Source organism: Aliivibrio sp. EL58, assembly GCF_900312675.1.
GTDB lineage: Bacteria > Pseudomonadota > Gammaproteobacteria > Enterobacterales > Vibrionaceae > Aliivibrio.
In genome coordinates this window covers 874,580-895,885 of the sequence record NZ_OMPC01000001.1, presented here as the reverse complement: position 1 = coordinate 895,885, position 21,306 = coordinate 874,580, and the positions used below count along the sequence as shown (strand labels likewise).

Below are 21,306 nucleotides of genomic sequence, written 5' to 3'. Positions count from 1 at the left end.
AACGGACAAACATAGTTGTGCAACGCCTTGTACTATCAAAGGATAAAATAAATAAGATAATGATGGGAACACATATGGAAATAGCTCACTCACTGCAACAGATCCAATCTTCTTATATCAGAGAGATCTTAGCGGCAGCAACGGACAAGAATGTTATCTCTCTCGCTGGTGGATTACCTGATGAGAAAACGTTCCCAATTGATTTAATGAAGCCAACATTAGAAAGCCTGTCTGATATGCCAGAAGTCTTTCAATACGGTGCGACTGCAGGTTATGGCCCTCTGTTAGAACTACTGACAGAAATGTACCAATTACCAGAAACGCATATGCCAATGATCTGTACTGGCTCTCAGCAAGGATTAGATCTTATTGCGCGAGCTTACATTAACCCAAATGATACCGTAGTAATGGAAGCGCCGAGCTACCTTGGTGCTATGCAAGTATTTGGTTTGGTTCAAGCAAATATTGCAACCGTATCTCAAACAGATTTTGGTCCTAACCTTGAAGAGCTAGAGCAATGCTTTATTCAAGACTCACCAAAAATGTTCTATGCCGTGCCTGATTTCCACAACCCAACGGGTGTATGTTGGTCATTAGAAACACGCAAAAAAGTGGCTGAATTGTGCATTAAATACAAAGTCGCTTTCATTGAAGATGCGCCATATCGTGAACTACGCTTTACCGGCGAAGCGCTGCCAATGGTTTCAACTTTTTGCCCTGACGATTCTATCGTGCTGCGTTCATTCTCAAAAATTGCCTCTCCGGGTTTACGTATTGGCGCAGTAACAGGTAAGAAAGGCTATTTAGAACCTCTGATTAAAGTAAAACAAGGCGCTGATTTACATTCAAGCGTACCAATGCAAGCTCTACTGGTTGGTTTATTAAAACACGCTGATTTTGGTCTGCACATGGAACAAATTCAAGCACTGTATAAAACTCGCTATGAAGTGCTATTTGCGGAACTTCAGAAGCAATTACCTAAAAACTGTGTGCTTAATCCTGTTGATGGCGGCATGTTCATTTGGTTATCTCTACCAGATTGCGACACTTTCGCTCTGGCTAAAACATTAATTGCTAACGGTGTAGCAGTGGTACCAAGCCCTGTATTTTATCCAAAACCAGAAGGCGCACCCTCAGCACTACGTCTAAACTTTACTAATGCAAATACTGAAGAGTTGGTTGAAGCCGTAGGTCGTTTAACTAAAGTATTGAATGAAGCGCTAAACTAGGCGTAGACTAATCATCATAAAATTTATAATTTAAGTGGTATATAAATGAAAATATTCAGTAATTTTGAAAGTGGTAACATCCATGTCGTTGCAGCGAATACGCCTAATGATATTCAGCTGACTATTCCTGCCGATAACCAAACTGAGATCTCTCAATGGTTTCACTTTCGTTTAGAAAGCCAGCCTCAACAGCAGCATTCATTTAAAATTTTAGGATTGGCTAAATCTGCTTATCCTGAAGGTTGGCAAGATTACGATGTGGTTGCTTCTTATGACCGTGAAGAGTGGTTCCGCATTCCAGCTGAATTTGATGGTGATACACTTAGCTTTAATGTAATGCCAGAGTACCGTTCAATGTATTTCGCGTACTTTGCACCTTACTCGTACGACCGTCACCAAGACCTACTTCACGGTGCACAAACGCACCACAGCTGCCAGTTAGAAACGCTTGGTGTGACATTAGATAACAATGACATCAGTATTCTAACGATTGGTGAGCCTGCCGAAGGTAAGAAAAACATCTGGATCACTGGTCGTCAGCATCCGGGTGAGACAATGGCGGAATGGTTCATTGAAGGCTTATTATCACGCCTATTAGATGAAACCGACACGGTTGGCCGTGCCCTACTTGATACAGCTGTTTTCCATATTGTCCCTAACATGAACCCTGATGGCAGTATCCGTGGTCATTTACGTACCAATGCGATTGGCGTGAATTTAAACCGTGAATGGCAAACACCATCAATGGAAAGATCACCGGAAGTATTCCTTGTCCGTGAGCGTATGCTAGCAACCGGCGTTGATATGTTCTTAGATATTCACGGCGATGAGGCTATTCCATACAACTTCGTTGCAGGCAGTGAAGGCCTTCCTTCTTACAATGAGCGTATAGCTAAATTAGAGAATACCTTTAAACAAGCGCTACTAACGATTACTCCTGAGTTTCAAGACGAGATTGGCTACGACAAAGATGAGCCAGGTACTGCAAACTTAACCGTTGGTTCTAACTGGGTTGGTGAGCAATTCAAATGTCTATCTTATACGGTTGAAATGCCATTTAAAGATCACATTAGCCACGCTGATGAACTGTATGGTTGGTCTCCAGAGCGAAGCATCGCCTTTGGTCAAGACACGCTATCTGCAATCTGGGCTACCGTTGGTAAGCTGTAAATTTATATAACTAAAGCCGATCATATGATCGGCTTTTTATTACATCAGCGTTTATGTTCACAAATCTGAATTAATCGACATTGATATTACGATCTCGTTTATCGTACATGTCAGGCGTAGTATGGAAATTCCCAGCATAACCTGCTTGTTGAAGTTTCTCTCGTACCGTTTTTACCTCTTCTGTCGTCACCACCTCAGTTCGGTCTCCAAGGTAATCTCGAATAAACGAAATCAATTCAGACAACTGTGCATCCGTTAATATATTTTGGAAGCTCACCATTGGCATAAAATTTCTTTCTTCATTAAGGTAGCTTGGTTCTAACCCTCGAATGACCACCGCAATGGTATTGTATGGGTCTCGGTGCATGATAATACCGTTATTTAACAACGTCGGAGCAATAGGATCTCGCCCTTTACCGTCTTCACCATGGCATGCGCCACAGGTTGATACAAATAAAGAATACATATCAGATTGTTTGGCTTCTTCTGTGAATCCTGTCGGTTGCAACTGCTTCGTATTTGGCGGAATGGTATTATTTTCATCCCCCACCAATAGATACGTCGCCATTGCTTCTACATCTTCACGCGTCATAAAGCTTGTGCTGTTCTTAATCACATCAGCCATACCACCAAAAGCAGAACCCTTATCTGAATGCCCTGTATGTAAGAAATCAGTCAGTGATTTAATATCCCAGCGGTCTTGATATAACTCACGAGATGAAATATCTGGCGCATTCCAACCATCAATAATATTACCTTGGAAGATCTTATCCGTTTCTAATGCCTGAGCAATATTACGTGGCGTATGACACTCCGAACAATGCCCAAGCCCCGCGACTAAATATTTACCACGAGCCCAAATATCCGCCTCTTCTTTTGTGGAGCCTTCTGGTATGTTGCTGGTTAAATCAAGAGGGTCCCTGTCCATAAATACGATATTCCAACCTAACAACCCTAATCGAATATTTGACGGAAACATCATGCTATTGTCATCATTACGACGTGAAACCGCAGGTATTGATTGCAAATAATCCCACAGTATTTTTACATCTTCTTCTGTCACATATTGATAAGACGTATAAGGCATTGCAGGGTACAGGTAGCCATGTTTTCCTTTACCATCATAAAGGGCCGCTTTGAATTCTTCATAACTGTAATCACCAATCCCTTCTGTGTAATGAGGCGTAATATTGGTTGAATACACAGTTCCAAATGGTGTAACAAAAGGCAGCCCACCCGCAAATGGTTCTCCTCCTTCTGCACTATGACAAGCAACACAATCCCCTGCATAAGCAAGGTATTCGCCTTGTGTTAATTCCTCTTGTGGAATAGCGGCCATTTTTTCATCATAAGCTAGGCGCTGAGAGGTAATAAACGCCCCTAACGCTAGGATATCGTTATCACTGAGTTGTTCTTCAAACGCAGGCATGATGTTATTCAAACCATAATTAATGGTGTGCTGTATTTCTTCAATGCTTCCTCCATGCAACCACACATTATCAGATAGATTTGGTGCCCCAATCGCTTGGTTTCCTTTTGCATCTACCCCATGACACGCAATGCAACTTTTCATAAAGGCTGTTTTACCAAGATCTATCTTTAATGAAGGGGCATTAAGTGGGCGCTGCTGTAAAGAAGCCAGATAATAAGAGATGTTTTGAATATCCTCTTTAGGAAGAATATTTATCCACCCAGCCATTGCTCCATAACGTCCCTTTTGAATCGAATGCAAAATGGCATCATCAGAGCCACCATATAACCACACATTATCAATTAAATTAGGGAAATGCTTTTGACCTTGCCCATTAGCACGATGACAAGCTGCGCAATGGGTTTGAAATAGCCCTTTGCCAGAAGCCACAATATTAGGCTCGGCAGTGAGTACCGTTAAATCGGCCTCACCTAATTGAGCTATTTGTTCATCCAAAGACTTATTGTGATCCTGAACCGTATCATCACTTTGCTGCCACCCTAACAGTCCTTGCCAATTACCTAGCCCCGGATATAAAACGAGGAAAACCAAAGAGCAAGCGAAGGCGACAAAGTAGCCCACAAACATAATGCGTGGCGGTGGTCCGTCGTTCTCATCAATATCATCAAATGAATCAATAGTTTTATCTTTATCGGCAAGGTGATTGGTTCGCCAATATTTAATCACCACATAGACCATTAGCGCTAAGAAGATAACAGTAAGACTAATGACCCATACGTTCCAAAATCCAGTCATAATTATTCTCCCTGATCTTGCATGGTATCAACACCCAAGCTCTGCAAGTAACGGATTAACGCTTCACCTTGAGTTTTCCCAATAACTTGAAGTCGAGCTCCATCAATGTCTGCATCCGTATAAGGTACACCAAGCTTACGTAACGCTCGCATTTTGTCGGAAATGGCCTCTCCATCGAGCGTTTGTTCAAACAACCATGGATAGCTTGGCATGATAGAGGTTGGCACCACATTACGAGGGTCCATTAAATGAATCACATGCCATTGATCTGAATACTTACGCCCCATGTTCGTCAAATCAGGACCGGTACGTTTTGAACCCCATAAATTTGGAAACTCATAAATATCATCGGCTTCTTTATTGGCACGGCCATTACGCAGTATTTCTGCTTCTAACGGACGCACCATTTGAGTATGACAAACATGACACCCTTCGCTGATATAAATATCTCGTCCTGCAAGTTCAATCGCCGTCAGTGGTTTAGCCAAGGATATTTTCTTCAAATCCGAGGCCATAAACACATTAGGAACGACCCAAACTAACAACGAAAAAGAGGCAACAATAACCGTTGAAAGAATTAAAATGAACACCGATTGGGTAAAGTCTTTACTTAAGATCATGATTTACCCTCCATTGCTGCCGTGGGAACCGAATTTGAGGTAACCGTTTTATACAGATTAAAGACCATCATCAATAAACCGACGACAAAGAACACACCACCAAGGAATCGAACAAACAACCACGGCGCTTTAAAGTCCATCGCTTCCACAAAACTGTAAGCGAGTGAGCCATTATCTAGCTGGGTAAGCCACATGTACCCTTCACCAATCCCTGCAACCCATAGGGCAATAGCATAAAGAGCAACCCCAATATGAGCGAACCAGAAATGCCATTTTAATAGACGGAGTGACCACAGATCTTCTTTTCCCCATAAACGAGGAATAAAGTAATAAAATACAGCAATGGCAGACATACCAACCCAACCTAAGGCAGCAGAATGCACATGACCAATGATCCACTCGGTATTATGAGCAACCATATTAAACCAACGAATCGCCAATAATGGCCCTTCAAACGTCGCTAGACAGTAATAAAGAATGGCCGAGAAAAAGAACAACATAATGTAGTCTTTTTTCAGTTTTGCTTTGTTAGAAAGTAAGGTCATCGCACTATTAAATGCGCCTGCCCATGATGGGATCCACAAAATCAGCGACATAACTATACCAATATTTTGCACCCACTCTGGTACAGAGGAATAGATCAGATGATGCGTTCCTGCCCATGTATAAAAGCCTACTAATCCCCAAAAATGAATGATAGATAAACGGTAGGAATAAATAGGACGTTCTGACACTTTAGGAATGAAGTAGTAGTTCATGGCAATAATGCCCGCTGTTAACAAGAAACCTACTGCATTGTGACCCCACCACCACTGAACAATGGCATCTTGCGCACCTGCATAAACAGAATAAGATTTCCACATCGACACGGGTAATGCCAAATTATTAATAATGAAAATCATCGCGATAACGAGAATAAATGCCCCGAAAAACCAATTGGCAACAAAGATATGGCTGACGGTTCGTTTCGCAATAGTACCGAAGAACAAGACCGCATAAAGCACCCAAACTAAGGCGATTAATATATCGATTGGCCACTCTAATTCGGCGTATTCTTTGGTGGTTGTGTATCCTAATGGGAGGGTTATCAAGGCGAGAATTAAAATAAACTGCCATCCCCAGAACACCATCCAAGACAGGCTTTTATTAAATAACTCAATTTTACTTGTTCGTTGAACAATATACAGCGAGGTCCCCATTAATATATTGACGACGAAACCAAAAATAACACCCGAGGTATGCAGTGGTCTCAACCGTCCAAACTGAAAATATTGTGAATCAAAATTGAGTGATGGCCAATAAAGCTGGGCGGCGAGTATGACGCCAACGCTCATGCCAATAACGGCCCAAATAACTGCGGCAATAATAAAATAGCGTACAACTTTTGTATCGTAATCCCTGATATCTGTCATCGCCTTTACTCCATTTTATCTTGAGACTCAGAACCTAACATCGAGTAATAGTAGGCAATATCTTTCATATCTTGATTGGATAAAGTATCTGCTTGTTGCTGCATTAGAATGGCTAACCCACTCGTTCTCTCGCGGGATTTATAATCTTTTAGTGCAGACACAAGGTAAGAAGCACGCTGGCCTCGTAGGTTTGGATAGGGATCAATCAATGCAATACCATCAGCACCATGACAAGTCATACATACTTTGGCTTTTTGTTTTCCAATTTCAAACTGATTTGATTCTTCAGCAGAAAGAAAACCACTAAATAAAAAAGCAAAATAAACGACAATCCACTTATTCATATTTAAAACCCTTATGGTTTAACAATAATAATAAGCTTAGGTTATTTATTTTAAGCTTGCCTAATTTAGGTCGTATAAAATCATAAATATAAGTGCTAAATGTGGCTTACTCACTATTCAGGATAAGATGCGAAGCTCCTTGTTATAGATTGGTCAATTATCTAATATCAAACGCTCATACCTTTCAATCCAAACTGAATCAATGAAATCAAGAATATCCATTCCAATTTTAGAGCTATGTTTCTTACTATTATCTAACAGCAACAAGGTAATATGAAGGTATGTCGAATTATATAGAAAAGTTCCTGGTTCGTAAGAAAGTGTAATAATGGACCTTTCTGTTTTATATTCGAGCAATTTCATATAGCGACCAATAACGAATGGCCGAGTATTATTGCAAACTGCCCCTACACCTTAATGGCATCTATAAACATTCAATTTTTTAAAATGCTATGGCGAACACCTTAGAAGCAATTTGATAAAAGTAGTGGTTATTTCTGAACTTTAGATTGAATCTCCGTTCCCGCTTCTCTCAATAGATTAAACGGCGACATTATTACTCCTTTCACAGCACCTTGGGTAGCTTGTTGAGATAACTCTTCCGTTTTATCGATAATTTGATCGGCTTTTACCATGATTGGAGGAACTTCTTTACGCAATCTCTCCGATTCTTTAATCACAGCAGGAATTGTTGTTATTCGATAACCTTTACTTTCTACAAAGGCTTTAGGGAAAACCTGTTCGCGATAATGTTTCAACTCAACCAGTGTATTAGGCACAGTTTCTTTATTAACAGCATTCATGACTGTGAACACTTCAGGTAACGATTCTGTGCGAATAGCCTTAACTTCATTAAGGATAAGCGGGATTTTATTATCAACAGAAGCAACGGTCTGATTTACATCCTTTACCGTATCTTTCACTTCACTGACTAAGGTTAATATTTGAGGGGTGAGATCATCAATGTGCTGAGCTAATAATAACCACTGATCAATTTCCAATTTATCAGCCGTTTTATTCACCTCAGTCATTAATTCTGGATATTTCTCAACTACAGTATTTACTGAGTTAGTAAACGCGTAAATAGTATAGCCCAAATAAAAAATTGAGATCGCTAATAACGCCTGTATTGCTATTCCTAATCGAGCCAACATAATCATACCTATTATTGTATTTTCTTAACGATAACCTAAGTTTAGATAAGAATACACAATAACGAGAATAGATTATCAAACTAGAGCCAATAACACCCCACCTACGGTTAATGCTGCTGACAAGTATTGCCCAGCAGAATAAGAGGAATCATTTTCTTCTTCGATTTTATCCGGATGATCCATTCCTAAAGCGCCATGAGCAAAAGATTCGACGTCATCACTGACATCTTTGGTTAAATTACGGTTTAGCTGGCTTTCTTTTTCAATATCTTGAAGCGCATACAATAAAGCTTTCCCTTCACTTGATAAGCTGACTTGGTTATCACTCACTGTTACTGCCGTTCCCATTGAAGAGACCTTCACACTTGGACTAGCAGCCATTACAGTAGAAGGCCCTGCTTTACTGTATGTCATTGCATTTTGATATGAAGAAACGCCACTTATCATTACCCTGTCCTTTGATGAATAATTAACCGTCTATATATTATATCGGTCATAACGTAGAAAACTTGTGAATATTTATCGCCCATTGATTTGATTTTTTGATGCACTTCACTCTTTTTTGCTGCCTTTACTTATTGTTTATTTTCCATAAGTGGAATTCAGGGCTTGATCTCTTTCTTAACTCCGCCTATAGTTAATCGTAATTCGACGATTGATCTTAGTAGCTGTAAAAAAGGTAAGATAATAACGATGACTTGTAACGTAAATGATGTTTGTACTTTTAGCTCAACAGAGCAAGATCTTCAAAAAGAGAAAGAATTTGCACTATTAGCAAAAGCCCTTTCACATCCTGCACGTGTGCGAATTTTACATATTCTATCTGCACTAGAAAAAGCAGGAGGCTGCCTAAACAGCGATTTAGTATCAGAATTAGGCTTGGCACAATCAACCGTTTCTGAGCATTTACGTATTTTAAAACTGGCAGGGTTTATTACTGCTGAGTCGATACCACCAAAAATGTGCTATCGCATAAATCGAGAGTGCATTCGTCAATTCAAAAATCTGACACAAAGTATTTTAGATTAATACCAAAGCGATTATTAGCGACACACTGTCACGAATGCTTAATGACCTAACTGTTAAATGAACTGGTCACTTTAAACTTTGTAATAAAGAAGCTTCGTGATAATTTTTAATCTCATCAATCGATTTTCGACGATGTACGATTAAATTATTTGAAATTTACAACATTAATTAAGGCGAGACTATGCAACCTAAACTGGGCTTTCTAGATAGATATTTAACACTGTGGATTTTTATCGCCATGGCTATAGGCGTATTACTTGGGGTTCAGTGCCCCCAAGTTGCACAATGGAATGAATCGATGTCGGTCGGTACAACCAATATTCCATTAGCTATCGGTCTGATCTTAATGATGTATCCACCGTTAGCAAAAGTGAATTACAACTTACTTGGTACGGTCGTAAAAGACAAACAAGCGATTACCCTTTCTCTAATTATGAACTGGGTTGTCGGCCCAATTCTTATGTTTATTCTGGCCTTGACCTTTTTAGGTGATCACCCAGGTTACATGGTTGGTATTATTCTTATTGGCCTAGCTCGCTGTATTGCCATGGTATTAGTTTGGAATGATATTGGTGGCGGCAATAAAGAGTATGGTGCGGCTTTAGTTGCGATAAACTCTGCATTTCAAATCGTAACGTACAGCTTTATGGCGTGGTTATTCATTAGTGTGCTACCACCAGTATTTGGTTATGAAAGCATGGTGGTTGATATCTCTATGATGGATATTGCTGAAAGTGTTCTGATTTATCTTGGTATCCCATTTCTAGCTGGATTTTTAAGCCGTAAGATTTTAGTCTCTAAAAAAGGCGAAGAGTGGTACAACACAGTTTTCATCCCTAAGATCTCACCAATCACCTTGATTGCGCTGCTAGGTACGATTGTACTTATGTTTAGCTTAAAAGGAGAGATGATCCTTGAGCTTCCAATGGACGTGGTTCGCATTGCTATTCCACTGGCTATTTATTTTGTCTTAATGTTCTTCACTAGTTTCTTTATCGGTAAGAAAATGGGGATTCCTTATGATAAGAACGCCTCTATCGCTTTTACAGCAACGGGAAATAACTTTGAGCTAGCTATTGCGGTTTCTATTGCGGTATTTGGTTTGAACTCTGACCAAGCTTTTGCAGGTGTTATTGGGCCTCTGATCGAAGTACCCGTCTTAATCGCTTTAGTTAATGTTGCTTTGAGAATGAAAGGAAAAGAAAAAGCAAACTCAGTCGCTTAAATTATCGATATCTAAGAAGACGCATGTGGAGCGTTAGTGTTTGAATCATTCAACACTAACGCTCCATTTTTAATGCCACTAATTAACTCGCCAATATTTGTTTATCAGTATAACGCTCAATCAAATCAGCAATAATTAATGGCTTATCAAAGTAATACCCTTGCAGTAAATCACAATGATATTCTTTTAATTTTTGATGTTGCTCTATAGTTTCGACCCCTTCTGCCACCACCTTCATATGACAAGAAGAGCCAATCGCTATAATCGCTTTCACTAACGTATCACTTTGCTTATTACTCAGTAATTTATCAACAAAAGAGCGATCTATTTTAATTTCAGTTATAGGAAGGTTATTTAAGTAATTCAGTGACGAATAGCCAGTACAGAAATCATCCAATGAAATCCCAAAGCCATGATCTCTAAAGCGATTTAAGATAGGAGAAATAGAGTGTAAATCTTCAATAAAAATGTTCTCAGTGATCTCTAATGTAATGCGCTCAATATCAATACCAACTCGCTTAACAATTGACAGTACCTTATCTTCAAAACCAGGATATGAAAATTGCTTTGGCGAAATATTAATTGATACCCCTATCGCATTAACGCCATTAGGCATAAGCGCTAAGGTATCTCGACACGCCGTTTCAAATACAAACTCACCCACTTGGTGGATCAAACCCGTCCGTTCAGCTAAAGGAATAAAATCCAGTGGCGAGATAAAACCAAGAGCATGGCTATTCCAACGGCATAACGCTTCAACAGCACAGATTTGTTGTGTTTCCGCATCGATCTGAGGTTGATAAACAACACTTATTTCATTGTTATCTAGCGCTTGTCTTAAATGGTTTTCTAATTGGAAATCATGTTGAACTTGTTGATTAATTTCAGCATCATAAAATAAAATATTCCCTTTTTCTTGGTCTTTCACCTTGTATAAAACAATATCCGCTTTTGATATCAAGTCTTCAACACTATGGCCGTCATCGGGGTACATAGAAACCCCAATAGAACAACTGGTTTGCACAGACTGTCCATTTAATAAAAAGGGGATCTCAAAGGATTGTAAAATTTGTTCCACTTTGAGCTTTGCTTCATCGATATCTTTTAGTAAAGAAAAACAAAACACAAATTCGTCGCCGCCAAATCGTGCGACAAAATCAGAACAATCAATAATACTCTCAAAGCGCGCACCAATTTGCTGCAATAGTTGATCACCCGCAGAGTGGCCAAACTGATCATTCACATTTTTAAAATCATCAAGATCAACAAAAACAACCGCTACCTTTCTATCTTCCAATCTGGATAAACCAATACTTTTTTGAATATGAGTCGATAATAAGGTGCGATTTGGTAAATTCGTTAGCACATCAAACTCAGCCATGTACTGCATCTCATTTTTAGTGCTTTCAAGACGCTCATAATCTCCAATGACCCGCTCTTCTAAAAAGATAACGTGATTAGTCACTCGTTTACCAATCACAAGAACAACTACCGTTAACAAGATGGTTAACATCACGCTGAATGCCAGCATAATTTGTAATTCGAAATGGGATTCAGCAATCAATTTTTGTTTCTTTTCTTCTGTAATTTTAGTGATATCAGAAGTATAAAAACCAGTTCCAATGACCCAATTCCAATCTTCGATGAGGCGGACGTAACTTATTTTTTCTTCAAGCTTTTTAGAATATGCATCAATATGTTCATAGGTAAAAAAGTCCCCAGTTTTAGCCGTTTGAATTAATTTTTGATGCACTTCGTTATTATCAGCCAAAAATGAAGAGGAATGATCAGTAATCACTTTTTGATTCTGTAACTTCACATCACCGTTAATGTCCGAAACAAAAATGTAGCCTGTATTGCCTAAATTCACACTCGATAACATGCTTAATACTTGAGCTTGTATTTGCTTTTCAATATCTTCCACATAAGCACCAGAGCCTATATACCAACCAAGAGACTCTAAATGACGATCAAAACTAACTTTTTCAAATTCTCTATCTTGCTGACTTGGTTTTATATACCAATAATGATTATATGCTTGACCAGTTTCTTTTAGTGATTTGAGTTGATTCTGAATAATATAATTACCACGCGAATCAACCATATCAAGCACCAATGTATTTTCCACTTCAGGTAAAATTGGGTGCATGATATTTCGCCCCTCCATATCATAGATATAGAAATAGCCAGTCCCATCATCAAACCTCATCGCTCTTAAGGCATCTATTATCTGCTGTTTGGCTTCACTGACTGGCTTAACTTTATTTATCTTAAGTAAACCATCGACAATACTAAAAGCGGTCTGCACACGAAGACGTAATTTTTCACGAGCAATCCTATCAATCAATGCTTTTTCATGCTCAACCTGTTGATAAGCTTGTTCAACAACGGCTTGTGCTTGCCGTTGTTTTGTTTCTAACACCTCACTATGAACCGCATCAAGTAATGCTGTTATTTTCCTTTCGTTACTATTAATAACATTCAAATTTAGAACGATAGTAAACACAACGATCACCATAATTGGTAAATACTGTAGTAATCGTAGTAATTTACTATTTTTTAGTGAATGCATAGATACTCAAACTCGCTTAGAAAACAAACAGTGATATTTTGCCCTATATTTTATAATACATCAAACCCTAAAATTAAAAGTATCAAAATTGAGCTATTTTACCGACACCTAAACAAGGGGTATTTATTCCTATAAGTATGAGTCCTATTATGCTTATCTTCTATTTATGCTTGGAAGGCCAGAATGAAACCTAGTCATAAACCTATAAAAGCCTTTAGACATAATGGTCTAAAGGCAATTATTGTAGATTTACTTCGCTTTAAAAAAATCCAGCTCCATTTTTTGAGCAACAGCTAATTTAGATAGTTCACCAGCTGCTTGTTGAGTTTGATTTATGGCTGATACATTCTGTGTAACTAAATCAAACGTTCGGGTCGTATTCTTAGCGATATCTTCAGTCACACTAAACTGCTCTTGCGATGCCGTAGCAACTAACGTATTAATATCAGAAATAGACTGAACAGCATTTACAATTTCATTAAACGATTCTTTGACACTTTCAGTCAGATTCACTGATTCTTGAATTGAGTGGACATTTTCCAACATATTCTTATTAGCGTTTTCTGATTGAGCTTGTAATTTACTAATAATTCCCTGAATATTTATTGTTGATTCTTGAGTTTTCGCAGCAAGATTTCTAACTTCATCTGCTACAACAGCAAAGCCTCTCCCTGCCTCTCCGGCTCTCGCCGCTTCGATGGCCGCATTAAGAGCAAGCAAATTGGTTTGTTCTGATATGCTCCTAATCACATCAGTGACTTCGCCAATATTTATAGCATCATCTCTTAGGGCCGTAATCATTTCCGCAGTTTGCTGAACTGATTCATTAATATTAATAGTTAATGATATAGAATCTTCCAATGTCGAGCGGCCACTTGATACATTTGTAATGGCTTTTTGTGCTTCTTCTTCTGCATGAGATGCATTTGTTGTTACTTCTTTAGAGGTGCTCGATAATTCACTAATTGCTGTCGAGATCTCCTCTATCTGCGCTAGTTCATGCTGTGAGTTTTTTGCAGTATCAGACATCACAACAGTTAATTCCTCAGATGAAGCAGATACATTATTTGAAATTGAATGGCTACTTGTTACTATCTCAGAAAGCTTAGCATTTAAATCTAAAAGGGATAAATATATGCCGGTATCTTTACCTGATGAAGTCAACTCTTGTGATAGATCACCTTTTGATATATTAGATAAAATCCCTGATATTTCAACAGGTTCACCACCTATTGGTTTGTATATTAAATGAATAATCGAATAATAAACAAGCGCTAATGATGAAACTAAAATCACAAAGAAAGCCGCTAATGACTCTTTAAGCATATTATTACTTTCTGCATACACTTCATCTTCATACTGATAAATTATCAGCCTCCAATCGGCTGAGTCAATATCCGCAACTGAGGCTATAACATAATCATCCCTAAAAACACTTTTAAACCTTAAAGTTCCATCAATGAAACCGTCTAAATCCGGATTAATATTAAACAATGATTGCCCTATATGCTTCTTATTTTTAGAGCTAATAACCTGTTCGGAGTCTATCTCATATAAATATATTTGCCCATCTTCAGCTATATCATCCATTATTTTATCAAGAGCATTAACCTTTACACCTACAGCAACAATTGCTACAACTTTCCCTTTATTAATTATCGGATGGGCAATACCAAAAACCGTATCTCCATTAGAATTCAAATAACTACTCGTTACTATTCGCTCTTCACCCTTAATACCTCTAAAATACCATTCTCTCTTATCTTCTATTGCATTAAAAGTAGGATGAAATTGACCTGTATATTCTAAAGCTCTACCATCAGCCATTCCTAACCAAGCATCATCGGCTCCTAATCTGTTATAAATCAATCTTAATTGCTCAACAACTAACTCTTGATTTGATAACTCTCCATCATTATCGAATTCCACACTAAATGTTTCTAATGCGATAAAATATTTATCAAGAGCACTTTCTAATGATTCTGAGTAAAGGTCGTCATTTTTATCTAAACTAGAATATGTTATTTTCTCGTTATAAGCCTTAAATGAAGAGTATCCAAGCCATGTTAACCCTGCTGATACTAAAAAAAGTAATGCAAATGTAGATATTAATATCTTGTTTTTCAAATCCATATAACTAACCCTAAGTAATATTACTATTTACTATGCCATCAAATAACATAGATATATTTATCTTCATTCTAAATACATTTCATCACATAATTATGTAAAAATTCGACATTAAATAATTTCATCCTCAAACTCATAAAATCTATCGTTATTAACGTCAACTATAAATATTATTTCAAATACATCATTAAGATAAGAGATTTCATCTATAGTTAAGTAATCAATTGAATTTGATTTTTTATGACTCCCACATAATGACACCTTCACCTCCCTTTCTTATCTATTTATGTTTTTTTAGAAAGTAAAGTATCTGTAAACTTTTAACACTTATCCAGTAATAATATTTAATTTAAGTATAAACACATTAAAATCAATAGTTTAAATCAAAACAAACTTACGATAAGATTATTTAAATTATAATGACAAATTTATTAACTGTGATCTTGATGCTGTATTTTATAAAATCTAAATGATATATTCCCAATCACAAACAAAACTAATAATGATAACCATGGCAACTTCAATAACACATTTCAATAACTCAATGCTATCAATGGAGGATAGGCCAGAGATTATAATAGATAAGCAATCTCACCCTATTTCAATACCTGAAAGTAAAATACTTCAACTTTTAATTAAAAATAAAAATGAGTCAATAGATAAAAACACATTAATCATTGCAGCTTGGGAACATCCTGATTTCATTGGTCCAAATTCTTTAGCTGTAGCCATCTCTAACCTAAGAAAGATACTAAAACACGACAATATAAAAATAATAAACACACCTAAAGTTGGGTATAAGATTAGTTTCAAGGAAAAGGAAAAGGAAAAGGAAAAGGAAAAGGAAAAGGAAAAGGAAAAGGAAAAGGAAAAGGAAATATACCAAGAAAATATCAGCCCTCCTAATAATTACAATAAATTAATGGATGTATTTTCATCATCACCAACTCAATTGTTAATATTTTTATTATTAACATATTTTATATTAAACGTAATTCATTCATGGGTAATAATTTAAAATTATAATGAAAAGAATAAATTTAACATTAGCTACTCTTATTACTACCATTACTTTATATTCATTTGTAAATGGCAGCGGGTGTAACTATAAAGTGAACATTATAGATTCAGTTAATCCAAACCATAAAATAAAAATGACCTGTTATAGAGGAGATTTTGTTGCTCTTCATACATTAAAATATGGCGATAACATAGCAAAATGGAAAGTCACAGGAAAACAATTCAACTTATCAAATCAATTAATTTACTTTATTGAAACCAGAACGCCTTTAATTGAACCAAATTACAAAAACAAATTAGACGATACGATTCAAATGTCAAAAGAACATAGATTACTATTTTATGCCTACAAATTAGATGGGGATAATTTAACTATTTATGAAGATTTTCCTGAAGTTAAAACGTTAACAACAAATTTTACAGGCCAAATGAGTCAGTGGAATAACTAACAAAGCCAGAGTAATTAATCCCATTATTGTTAATAATACTATTAATTATGATATGGTAGATGATGTTATTTTTACATCATCTACCAAAGTGATTCGTATGAAACCTTCTGTTGAAAAAATCTTATTACAAATAGCTCTGGATTTAAGCTCTAATCTAGCCAGTGATCTGCACTACCAAAGACTGATTAACTCTATTCATCAGGTTTTTCCTTGTGACGCTAGCGCTCTATTTGTTCTCGATGATAGTGGGTCATTAACGCCTGTTGCGGTTAAAGGCTTATCTCAAGCGGTATTAGGTCGTCGTTTTCAACCTGAATTACATCCTCGGTTACAGGCTATTTTAGAAAGCAAACACCCTGTTCGTTTTAAATCAGACTCAGACTTACCTGATCCTTTTGATGGTTTACTGCTCGTCGATGAACACATCAGTATTGAAGTGCATGACTGTTTGGGTTGTAGCTTGTATGTCGATAATACGCTCGTAGGACTATTAACATTAGATGCACTAGAGGTTGGCGCATTCAATAAAATAGATAACATTACCATTGAAACCTTTGCAGCCCTTGCCGCTGCAACATTGCACAATAAAACTCTGATAAAATCCTTACAAAACAGTAATCAGCATCAGAAATCGATAAATAAAACCTTAATCCAACAAGCTAGGCATCAAAAAGGTAAGTTAATCGGTATTAGCCCACAAATGACGCACCTTAAAACTAATATCAATACCGTTGCTCATTCTGACTATGCGGTATTAATCAGTGGTGAAACTGGCTCCGGTAAAGAGTTAGTCGCCCACTCAGTTCATGCAAAGTCACAGCGTAACGAGCAACCAATGATTTACGTTAACTGTGCTGCATTACCTGAGTCTTTAGCTGAAAGTGAATTGTTTGGTCATGTTAAAGGGGCATTTACTGGTGCGAACAGTCATCGTGCAGGTAAATTTGAACTCGCTAATAACGGCACTATTTTCTTAGATGAAATTGGCGAACTACCACTGCTTATTCAAGCAAAGCTGTTACGTGTTATCCAGCAAGGCGAAGTACAGCGCGTAGGGTCAGATAAAAATAGCATGATTGATGTCCGTATCATTGCAGCTACAAATCGAGATTTAGAGCAGGAAGTTGAACAAGGACGCTTTCGTGCGGATCTCTATCATCGCTTAAACGTCTTCCCTATTCATGTTCCACCACTGCGTGAGCGTGAAGGTGATGTGGCAGTATTAGCGGGCCATTTATTAGAAAAAGTACGCCTACAGTTTAATGTACCTAATTTACACATTCATCCAAGAACCCTATCTCATCTAGAGCAAAGCCCATGGCTTGGTAATGTTCGAGAATTAGAGCATACGTTAATGCGTGCAGGGCTTCGAGCCATTCAGAACAATGAATCCAGTATCACACTGGCGCACTTCTTAGGAGATATCGCAACAGGTCGCGATGTAAAAATGACATCAACCCTTTTACCTAATGAAAGCAAACCAATGCGAGAGTTAGTAGAAAGCTATCAAAAACAGTTAATTGAGCACGCTTTAGCTGAATCGAACGGAACTTGGTCAAAAGCCGCCGAATTTTTACAAATGGATAGAGGGAATTTATACCGAATGGGAAAAAAATTCGGGATATCTAATTTATAAAATATGATCCGGCGATGTATTTATTACAACAACCTCGATGTAATAAATACATCAAATCGATTTCAAATACAAATTAACGACAATAAAATCAATAACTTAAAATTGGCACACCCTATGCAATAGAGAGCTCATCAATGTCGATTCAAATCGAGATGAGTTCAGCAATCTATTCCACAAGGATAGAACGCACTGAACTGACGTGATTTGAACAATATGTATTCAATGACTGGAGTTCCAACTATGTTCTGTATCCAATGTGAACAAACAATTCAAACACCAACAACGAAAGGCTGTTCTTTTGCACAAGGTATGTGTGGTAAAACAGCTGAAGTATCTGACTTACAAGATATTCTAGTTTACGCATTACAAGGTGTTTCTTTCTGGGCAGAGCAAGGCCGTAAAGTAAACGTTGTGATTGATGAGATCGACCAATGGGCGCCAAAAGCCTTCTTCGCAACACTAACTAACGTTAACTTCGACCCTGAGCGTGTTATCGAATTCGCACTGCAAGCACACGCTTACAAAAAGCAATTAGAAGAACAAATTCGCGCTGCGGCTCTTCTTAGCAATACCGAACTATCTGAACTTTCTCCTGCCGCCTTATTTGATTTACCAACTAATGCAGAAGAACTTATCGCATTAGCACCACAAGCCGCGGTTAACCGTGGTCACGAATCGCAACATGAAGATGTAATTGGCCTACGCCTACTTTGTCTTTACGGCTTAAAAGGCGCAGCTGCTTACATGGAGCACGCTCGAGTTCTTGGTCAAACTGATGATGCTGTATTTGCTGAATATCATGAAATCATGGCGTGGTTAGGCACTGATCCTAGTGAGCTTGGTGAGTTATTAGATTGTTCAATGAAAATTGGCCTAATGAACTACCGTGTAATGGAAATGCTAGATGCGGGTGAAACAAAAACATTTGGTCACCCAGAGCCTTCACAAGTAAACGTAAAAACTATTGAAGGTAAATGCATTCTGGTTTCTGGTCACGACTTACATGACTTAGAGAAAATCCTTCAACAAACGGAAGGCAAAGGCATCAACGTTTATACTAACGGTGAAATGCTTCCTGCTCACTCTTACCCTGAACTTAAAAAATACCCTCACCTTGTAGGTAACTACGGCAGCGCATGGCAGAACCAGCAAAAAGAATTTGCTAACTTCCCTGGTGCTATCGTAATGACATCAAACTGTCTATTAAACCCAAATGTAGGTCAATACGCAGATCGTCTATTTACTCGTAGCATCGTAGGCTGGCCTGGTGTTGCTCACTTAGAAGGTGACGATTTCACAGCGGTTGTTGATTGTGCATTAGCGCAAGAAGGCTTTAAGCATAACGAAATCGAGCAAATGATCACGGTTGGATTTGGTCGTAACGCACTAATGGCTGCTGCGCCTGCGGTTATTGAGCAAGTTAAAGAAGGTAACATCAATCACTTCTTCCTTGTTGGTGGTTGTGATGGGGACAAATCAGAACGTAGCTACTACACAGATTTCACAGCTCAAGCACCTGAAGATTCAGTAATTTTAACACTTGCTTGTGGTAAATTCCGTTTTAACAAAAATGAATTCGGCGATATTAATGGTATCCCGCGTTTATTGGATGTTGGTCAATGTAACGATGCTTACTCAGCGATTCAACTCGCACTTGCACTCGCTGATGAGTTTGATTGTGGCATTAACGAACTTCCATTAACGCTGGTACTTTCGTGGTTTGAACAAAAAGCGATTGTTATCCTACTAACTCTATTCGCTCTTGGTGTTAAAGGTATTTACACAGGCCCAACAGCGCCTGCGTTCTTAACTGATAACCTGCTTGCTATCATTCAAGATAAGTTTGATATGCGTAGTATCACGACAGTTGAAGAAGATCTAAAAACGATCTTAACTGCGTAATCGACGTTTATTAGTCTTAATCTATGCCTCAGTTTATCTGGGGCATTTTTCGCTATAAAACGAGCAATAACATTTGACCAATAACTTCTAAGTAATAGAGAACCAATATGACACAATTTATTTGGCCAACAACCCCTGTTCAACTTCGCTGTAATAAAAAATGGTTTGAAACCACTGATACCATTAGCTTACAACTAACAAACCAACACCAAGAAAGCTTTGATTTTAAACCGGGTCAATTTATTAGTGTCGGTATTGAAATTGAAGGAAAGATGGAATATCGCGCCTACTCTATCAGCTCAATGCCAAATCAAGATTTTCTACAATTAACCATTAAACGCGTGGAAGGTGGGAAGGTATCAAACTACTTAATTGATCAACTAAGTGAAGGGGACGAGGTTGCCGTTTTAGCACCTACAGGTCCATTCAACTCAATCGATTGCAAGCCAAGAAAAAAAGTCGCGTTATTAAGTGCTGGTTGTGGCATTACACCAGTTATGTCGATAGCGAAATCATGGATAGCTCAAGATATTGAGATCGATATTACCTTTATTCACATGGCAAAAAACAAAGAACAGACCATCTTTTTTGAAGAACTTGAGCTGCTACATGAGACTCACGCCAACTTTCATTTAAAGCTGTTATTAAAAGATAATACAGAGACAATTCACCCACAAGGACGCCTAGATCAAGAGTGGTTACATACCCTTTGTCCTGATATCAACGAGCGCACGGTTTACTTATGTGGTCCTAACTTATTTATGCAAGACATGAAAGCCAATGTAGAAAACCTTGGTTTAGATATGGCGCACTTCTTCCAAGAAAGCTTTACCCCAATTGAAGCCGAAGTAACAGAAACAGCAGGAAACACTGGCGTAGTGCAATTTGAAGTCCCTGCTTTTGGTGTATCAAAAGAAATCGATAAAGGCGCAACCCTTGCTGACGTATTAGAAGAGAGTGGTGTTCCTATTATTATCGCTTGTCGCAGTGGTATGTGTGGCTCATGTAAATGTAAAGTAGAGAAAGGCGAAGTAAGCCGAACCAGCACTGAAACCTTAAGCGAAGAAGATATTGCTCAAGGGTATACGCTTGCGTGTTCAAGCCAAGTGCAGAGCGATGTTGAAGTGAGTTTGGTTTAAAATAAGTCTTATTCTGTAAACATACCATGGTGCTTTTAGGAGCAGTAT

17 protein-coding genes are annotated in these 21,306 nt (G+C 38.0%); 9 read left to right on the top strand and 8 right to left on the bottom strand.

The window, feature by feature from the left end:
* Positions 1–74: 74 nt before the first annotated feature.
* Both ED622_RS03880 and ED622_RS03875 read left to right on the top strand, forming a co-directional pair.
* A complete protein-coding gene (locus ED622_RS03880; protein ID WP_122032622.1) occupies positions 75–1,229 on the top strand; it encodes a PLP-dependent aminotransferase family protein in 1,155 nt (384 codons plus the stop codon).
* 45 nt (positions 1,230–1,274) lie between these two features.
* Positions 1,275–2,399 (top strand): M14-type cytosolic carboxypeptidase, encoded by a 1,125-nt coding sequence (locus ED622_RS03875; protein ID WP_122032621.1) that lies wholly within the window; start codon positions 1,275–1,277, stop codon positions 2,397–2,399.
* Between the two features lie 70 nt (positions 2,400–2,469).
* Here ED622_RS03875 and ED622_RS03870 read toward each other — a convergent pair whose 3' ends face one another.
* The 6 genes from ED622_RS03870 to ED622_RS03845 all read right to left on the bottom strand — a co-directional run bounded on the left by ED622_RS03870 (position 2,470) and on the right by ED622_RS03845 (position 8,570).
* A complete protein-coding gene (locus ED622_RS03870; protein WP_122032620.1) occupies positions 2,470–4,626 on the bottom strand; it encodes a c-type cytochrome in 2,157 nt (718 codons plus the stop codon).
* A gap of 2 nt (positions 4,627–4,628) precedes the next feature.
* On the bottom strand, positions 4,629–5,243 hold the full coding sequence (gene ccoO / locus ED622_RS03865) for a cytochrome-c oxidase, cbb3-type subunit II (protein WP_122032848.1): 615 nt from the start codon (positions 5,241–5,243) through the stop codon (positions 4,629–4,631).
* Positions 5,243–6,658, bottom strand: a complete 1,416-nt coding sequence (gene ccoN, locus ED622_RS03860; protein WP_122032619.1) for a cytochrome-c oxidase, cbb3-type subunit I — start codon at positions 6,656–6,658, stop codon at positions 5,243–5,245. The genes ccoO and ccoN overlap by 1 nt, the downstream gene beginning before the upstream one ends.
* A gap of 5 nt (positions 6,659–6,663) precedes the next feature.
* Positions 6,664–7,002, bottom strand: coding sequence for a cytochrome c (locus ED622_RS03855; protein WP_122032618.1), 339 nt, complete (start codon positions 7,000–7,002; stop codon positions 6,664–6,666).
* Between the two features lie 491 nt (positions 7,003–7,493).
* The gene (locus ED622_RS03850) at positions 7,494–8,156 is read right to left on the bottom strand and encodes a hypothetical protein (protein WP_174213421.1); all 663 of its coding nucleotides are present in this window, start codon (positions 8,154–8,156) and stop codon (positions 7,494–7,496) included.
* Between the two features lie 75 nt (positions 8,157–8,231).
* A complete protein-coding gene (locus ED622_RS03845) occupies positions 8,232–8,570 on the bottom strand; it encodes a hypothetical protein (RefSeq protein ID WP_371413426.1) in 339 nt (112 codons plus the stop codon).
* Positions 8,571–8,843: 273 nt separating this feature from the next.
* Between ED622_RS03845 and ED622_RS03840 the strand changes: the two genes are divergently transcribed.
* Together ED622_RS03840 and arsB are read left to right on the top strand one after the other, a co-directional pair.
* Entirely contained in the window at positions 8,844–9,185 is a 342-nt protein-coding gene (locus ED622_RS03840; protein WP_371413425.1) for an ArsR/SmtB family transcription factor, read from the top strand.
* A gap of 181 nt (positions 9,186–9,366) precedes the next feature.
* Positions 9,367–10,410, top strand: coding sequence for an ACR3 family arsenite efflux transporter (gene arsB, locus ED622_RS03835; protein WP_122032615.1), 1,044 nt, complete (start codon positions 9,367–9,369; stop codon positions 10,408–10,410).
* An 82-nt stretch (positions 10,411–10,492) separates the two neighbouring features.
* On the opposite strand, the gene ED622_RS03830 is transcribed toward arsB, so the two are convergent.
* Both ED622_RS03830 and ED622_RS03825 read right to left on the bottom strand, forming a co-directional pair.
* Positions 10,493–12,916 (bottom strand): EAL domain-containing protein, encoded by a 2,424-nt coding sequence (locus ED622_RS03830; protein WP_162922442.1) that lies wholly within the window; start codon positions 12,914–12,916, stop codon positions 10,493–10,495.
* Positions 12,917–13,231: 315 nt separating this feature from the next.
* Positions 13,232–15,115 (bottom strand): methyl-accepting chemotaxis protein, encoded by a 1,884-nt coding sequence (locus tag ED622_RS03825; protein WP_122032613.1) that lies wholly within the window; start codon positions 15,113–15,115, stop codon positions 13,232–13,234.
* 508 nt (positions 15,116–15,623) lie between these two features.
* On the opposite strand from ED622_RS03825, the gene ED622_RS03820 reads away from it, so the two are divergent.
* The 5 genes from ED622_RS03820 (at position 15,624) to ED622_RS03800 (ending at position 21,258) form a co-directional block, all read left to right on the top strand.
* Positions 15,624–16,130 carry a winged helix-turn-helix domain-containing protein gene (locus ED622_RS03820; protein WP_122032612.1) on the top strand — a complete coding sequence of 169 codons (507 nt, stop codon included), beginning with the start codon at positions 15,624–15,626 and terminating at the stop codon, positions 16,128–16,130.
* Positions 16,131–16,137: 7 nt separating this feature from the next.
* Positions 16,138–16,581, top strand: a complete 444-nt coding sequence (locus tag ED622_RS03815) for a hypothetical protein (protein WP_122032611.1) — start codon at positions 16,138–16,140, stop codon at positions 16,579–16,581.
* 97 nt (positions 16,582–16,678) lie between these two features.
* Positions 16,679–18,217 (top strand): nitric oxide reductase transcriptional regulator NorR, encoded by a 1,539-nt coding sequence (gene norR, locus ED622_RS03810; protein WP_122032610.1) that lies wholly within the window; start codon positions 16,679–16,681, stop codon positions 18,215–18,217.
* A gap of 240 nt (positions 18,218–18,457) precedes the next feature.
* Positions 18,458–20,119, top strand: coding sequence for a hydroxylamine reductase (gene hcp, locus ED622_RS03805; protein ID WP_122032846.1), 1,662 nt, complete (start codon positions 18,458–18,460; stop codon positions 20,117–20,119).
* A 107-nt stretch (positions 20,120–20,226) separates the two neighbouring features.
* Entirely contained in the window at positions 20,227–21,258 is a 1,032-nt protein-coding gene (locus tag ED622_RS03800) for a hybrid-cluster NAD(P)-dependent oxidoreductase (RefSeq protein WP_122032609.1), read from the top strand.
* Positions 21,259–21,306: the final 48 nt, after the last annotated feature.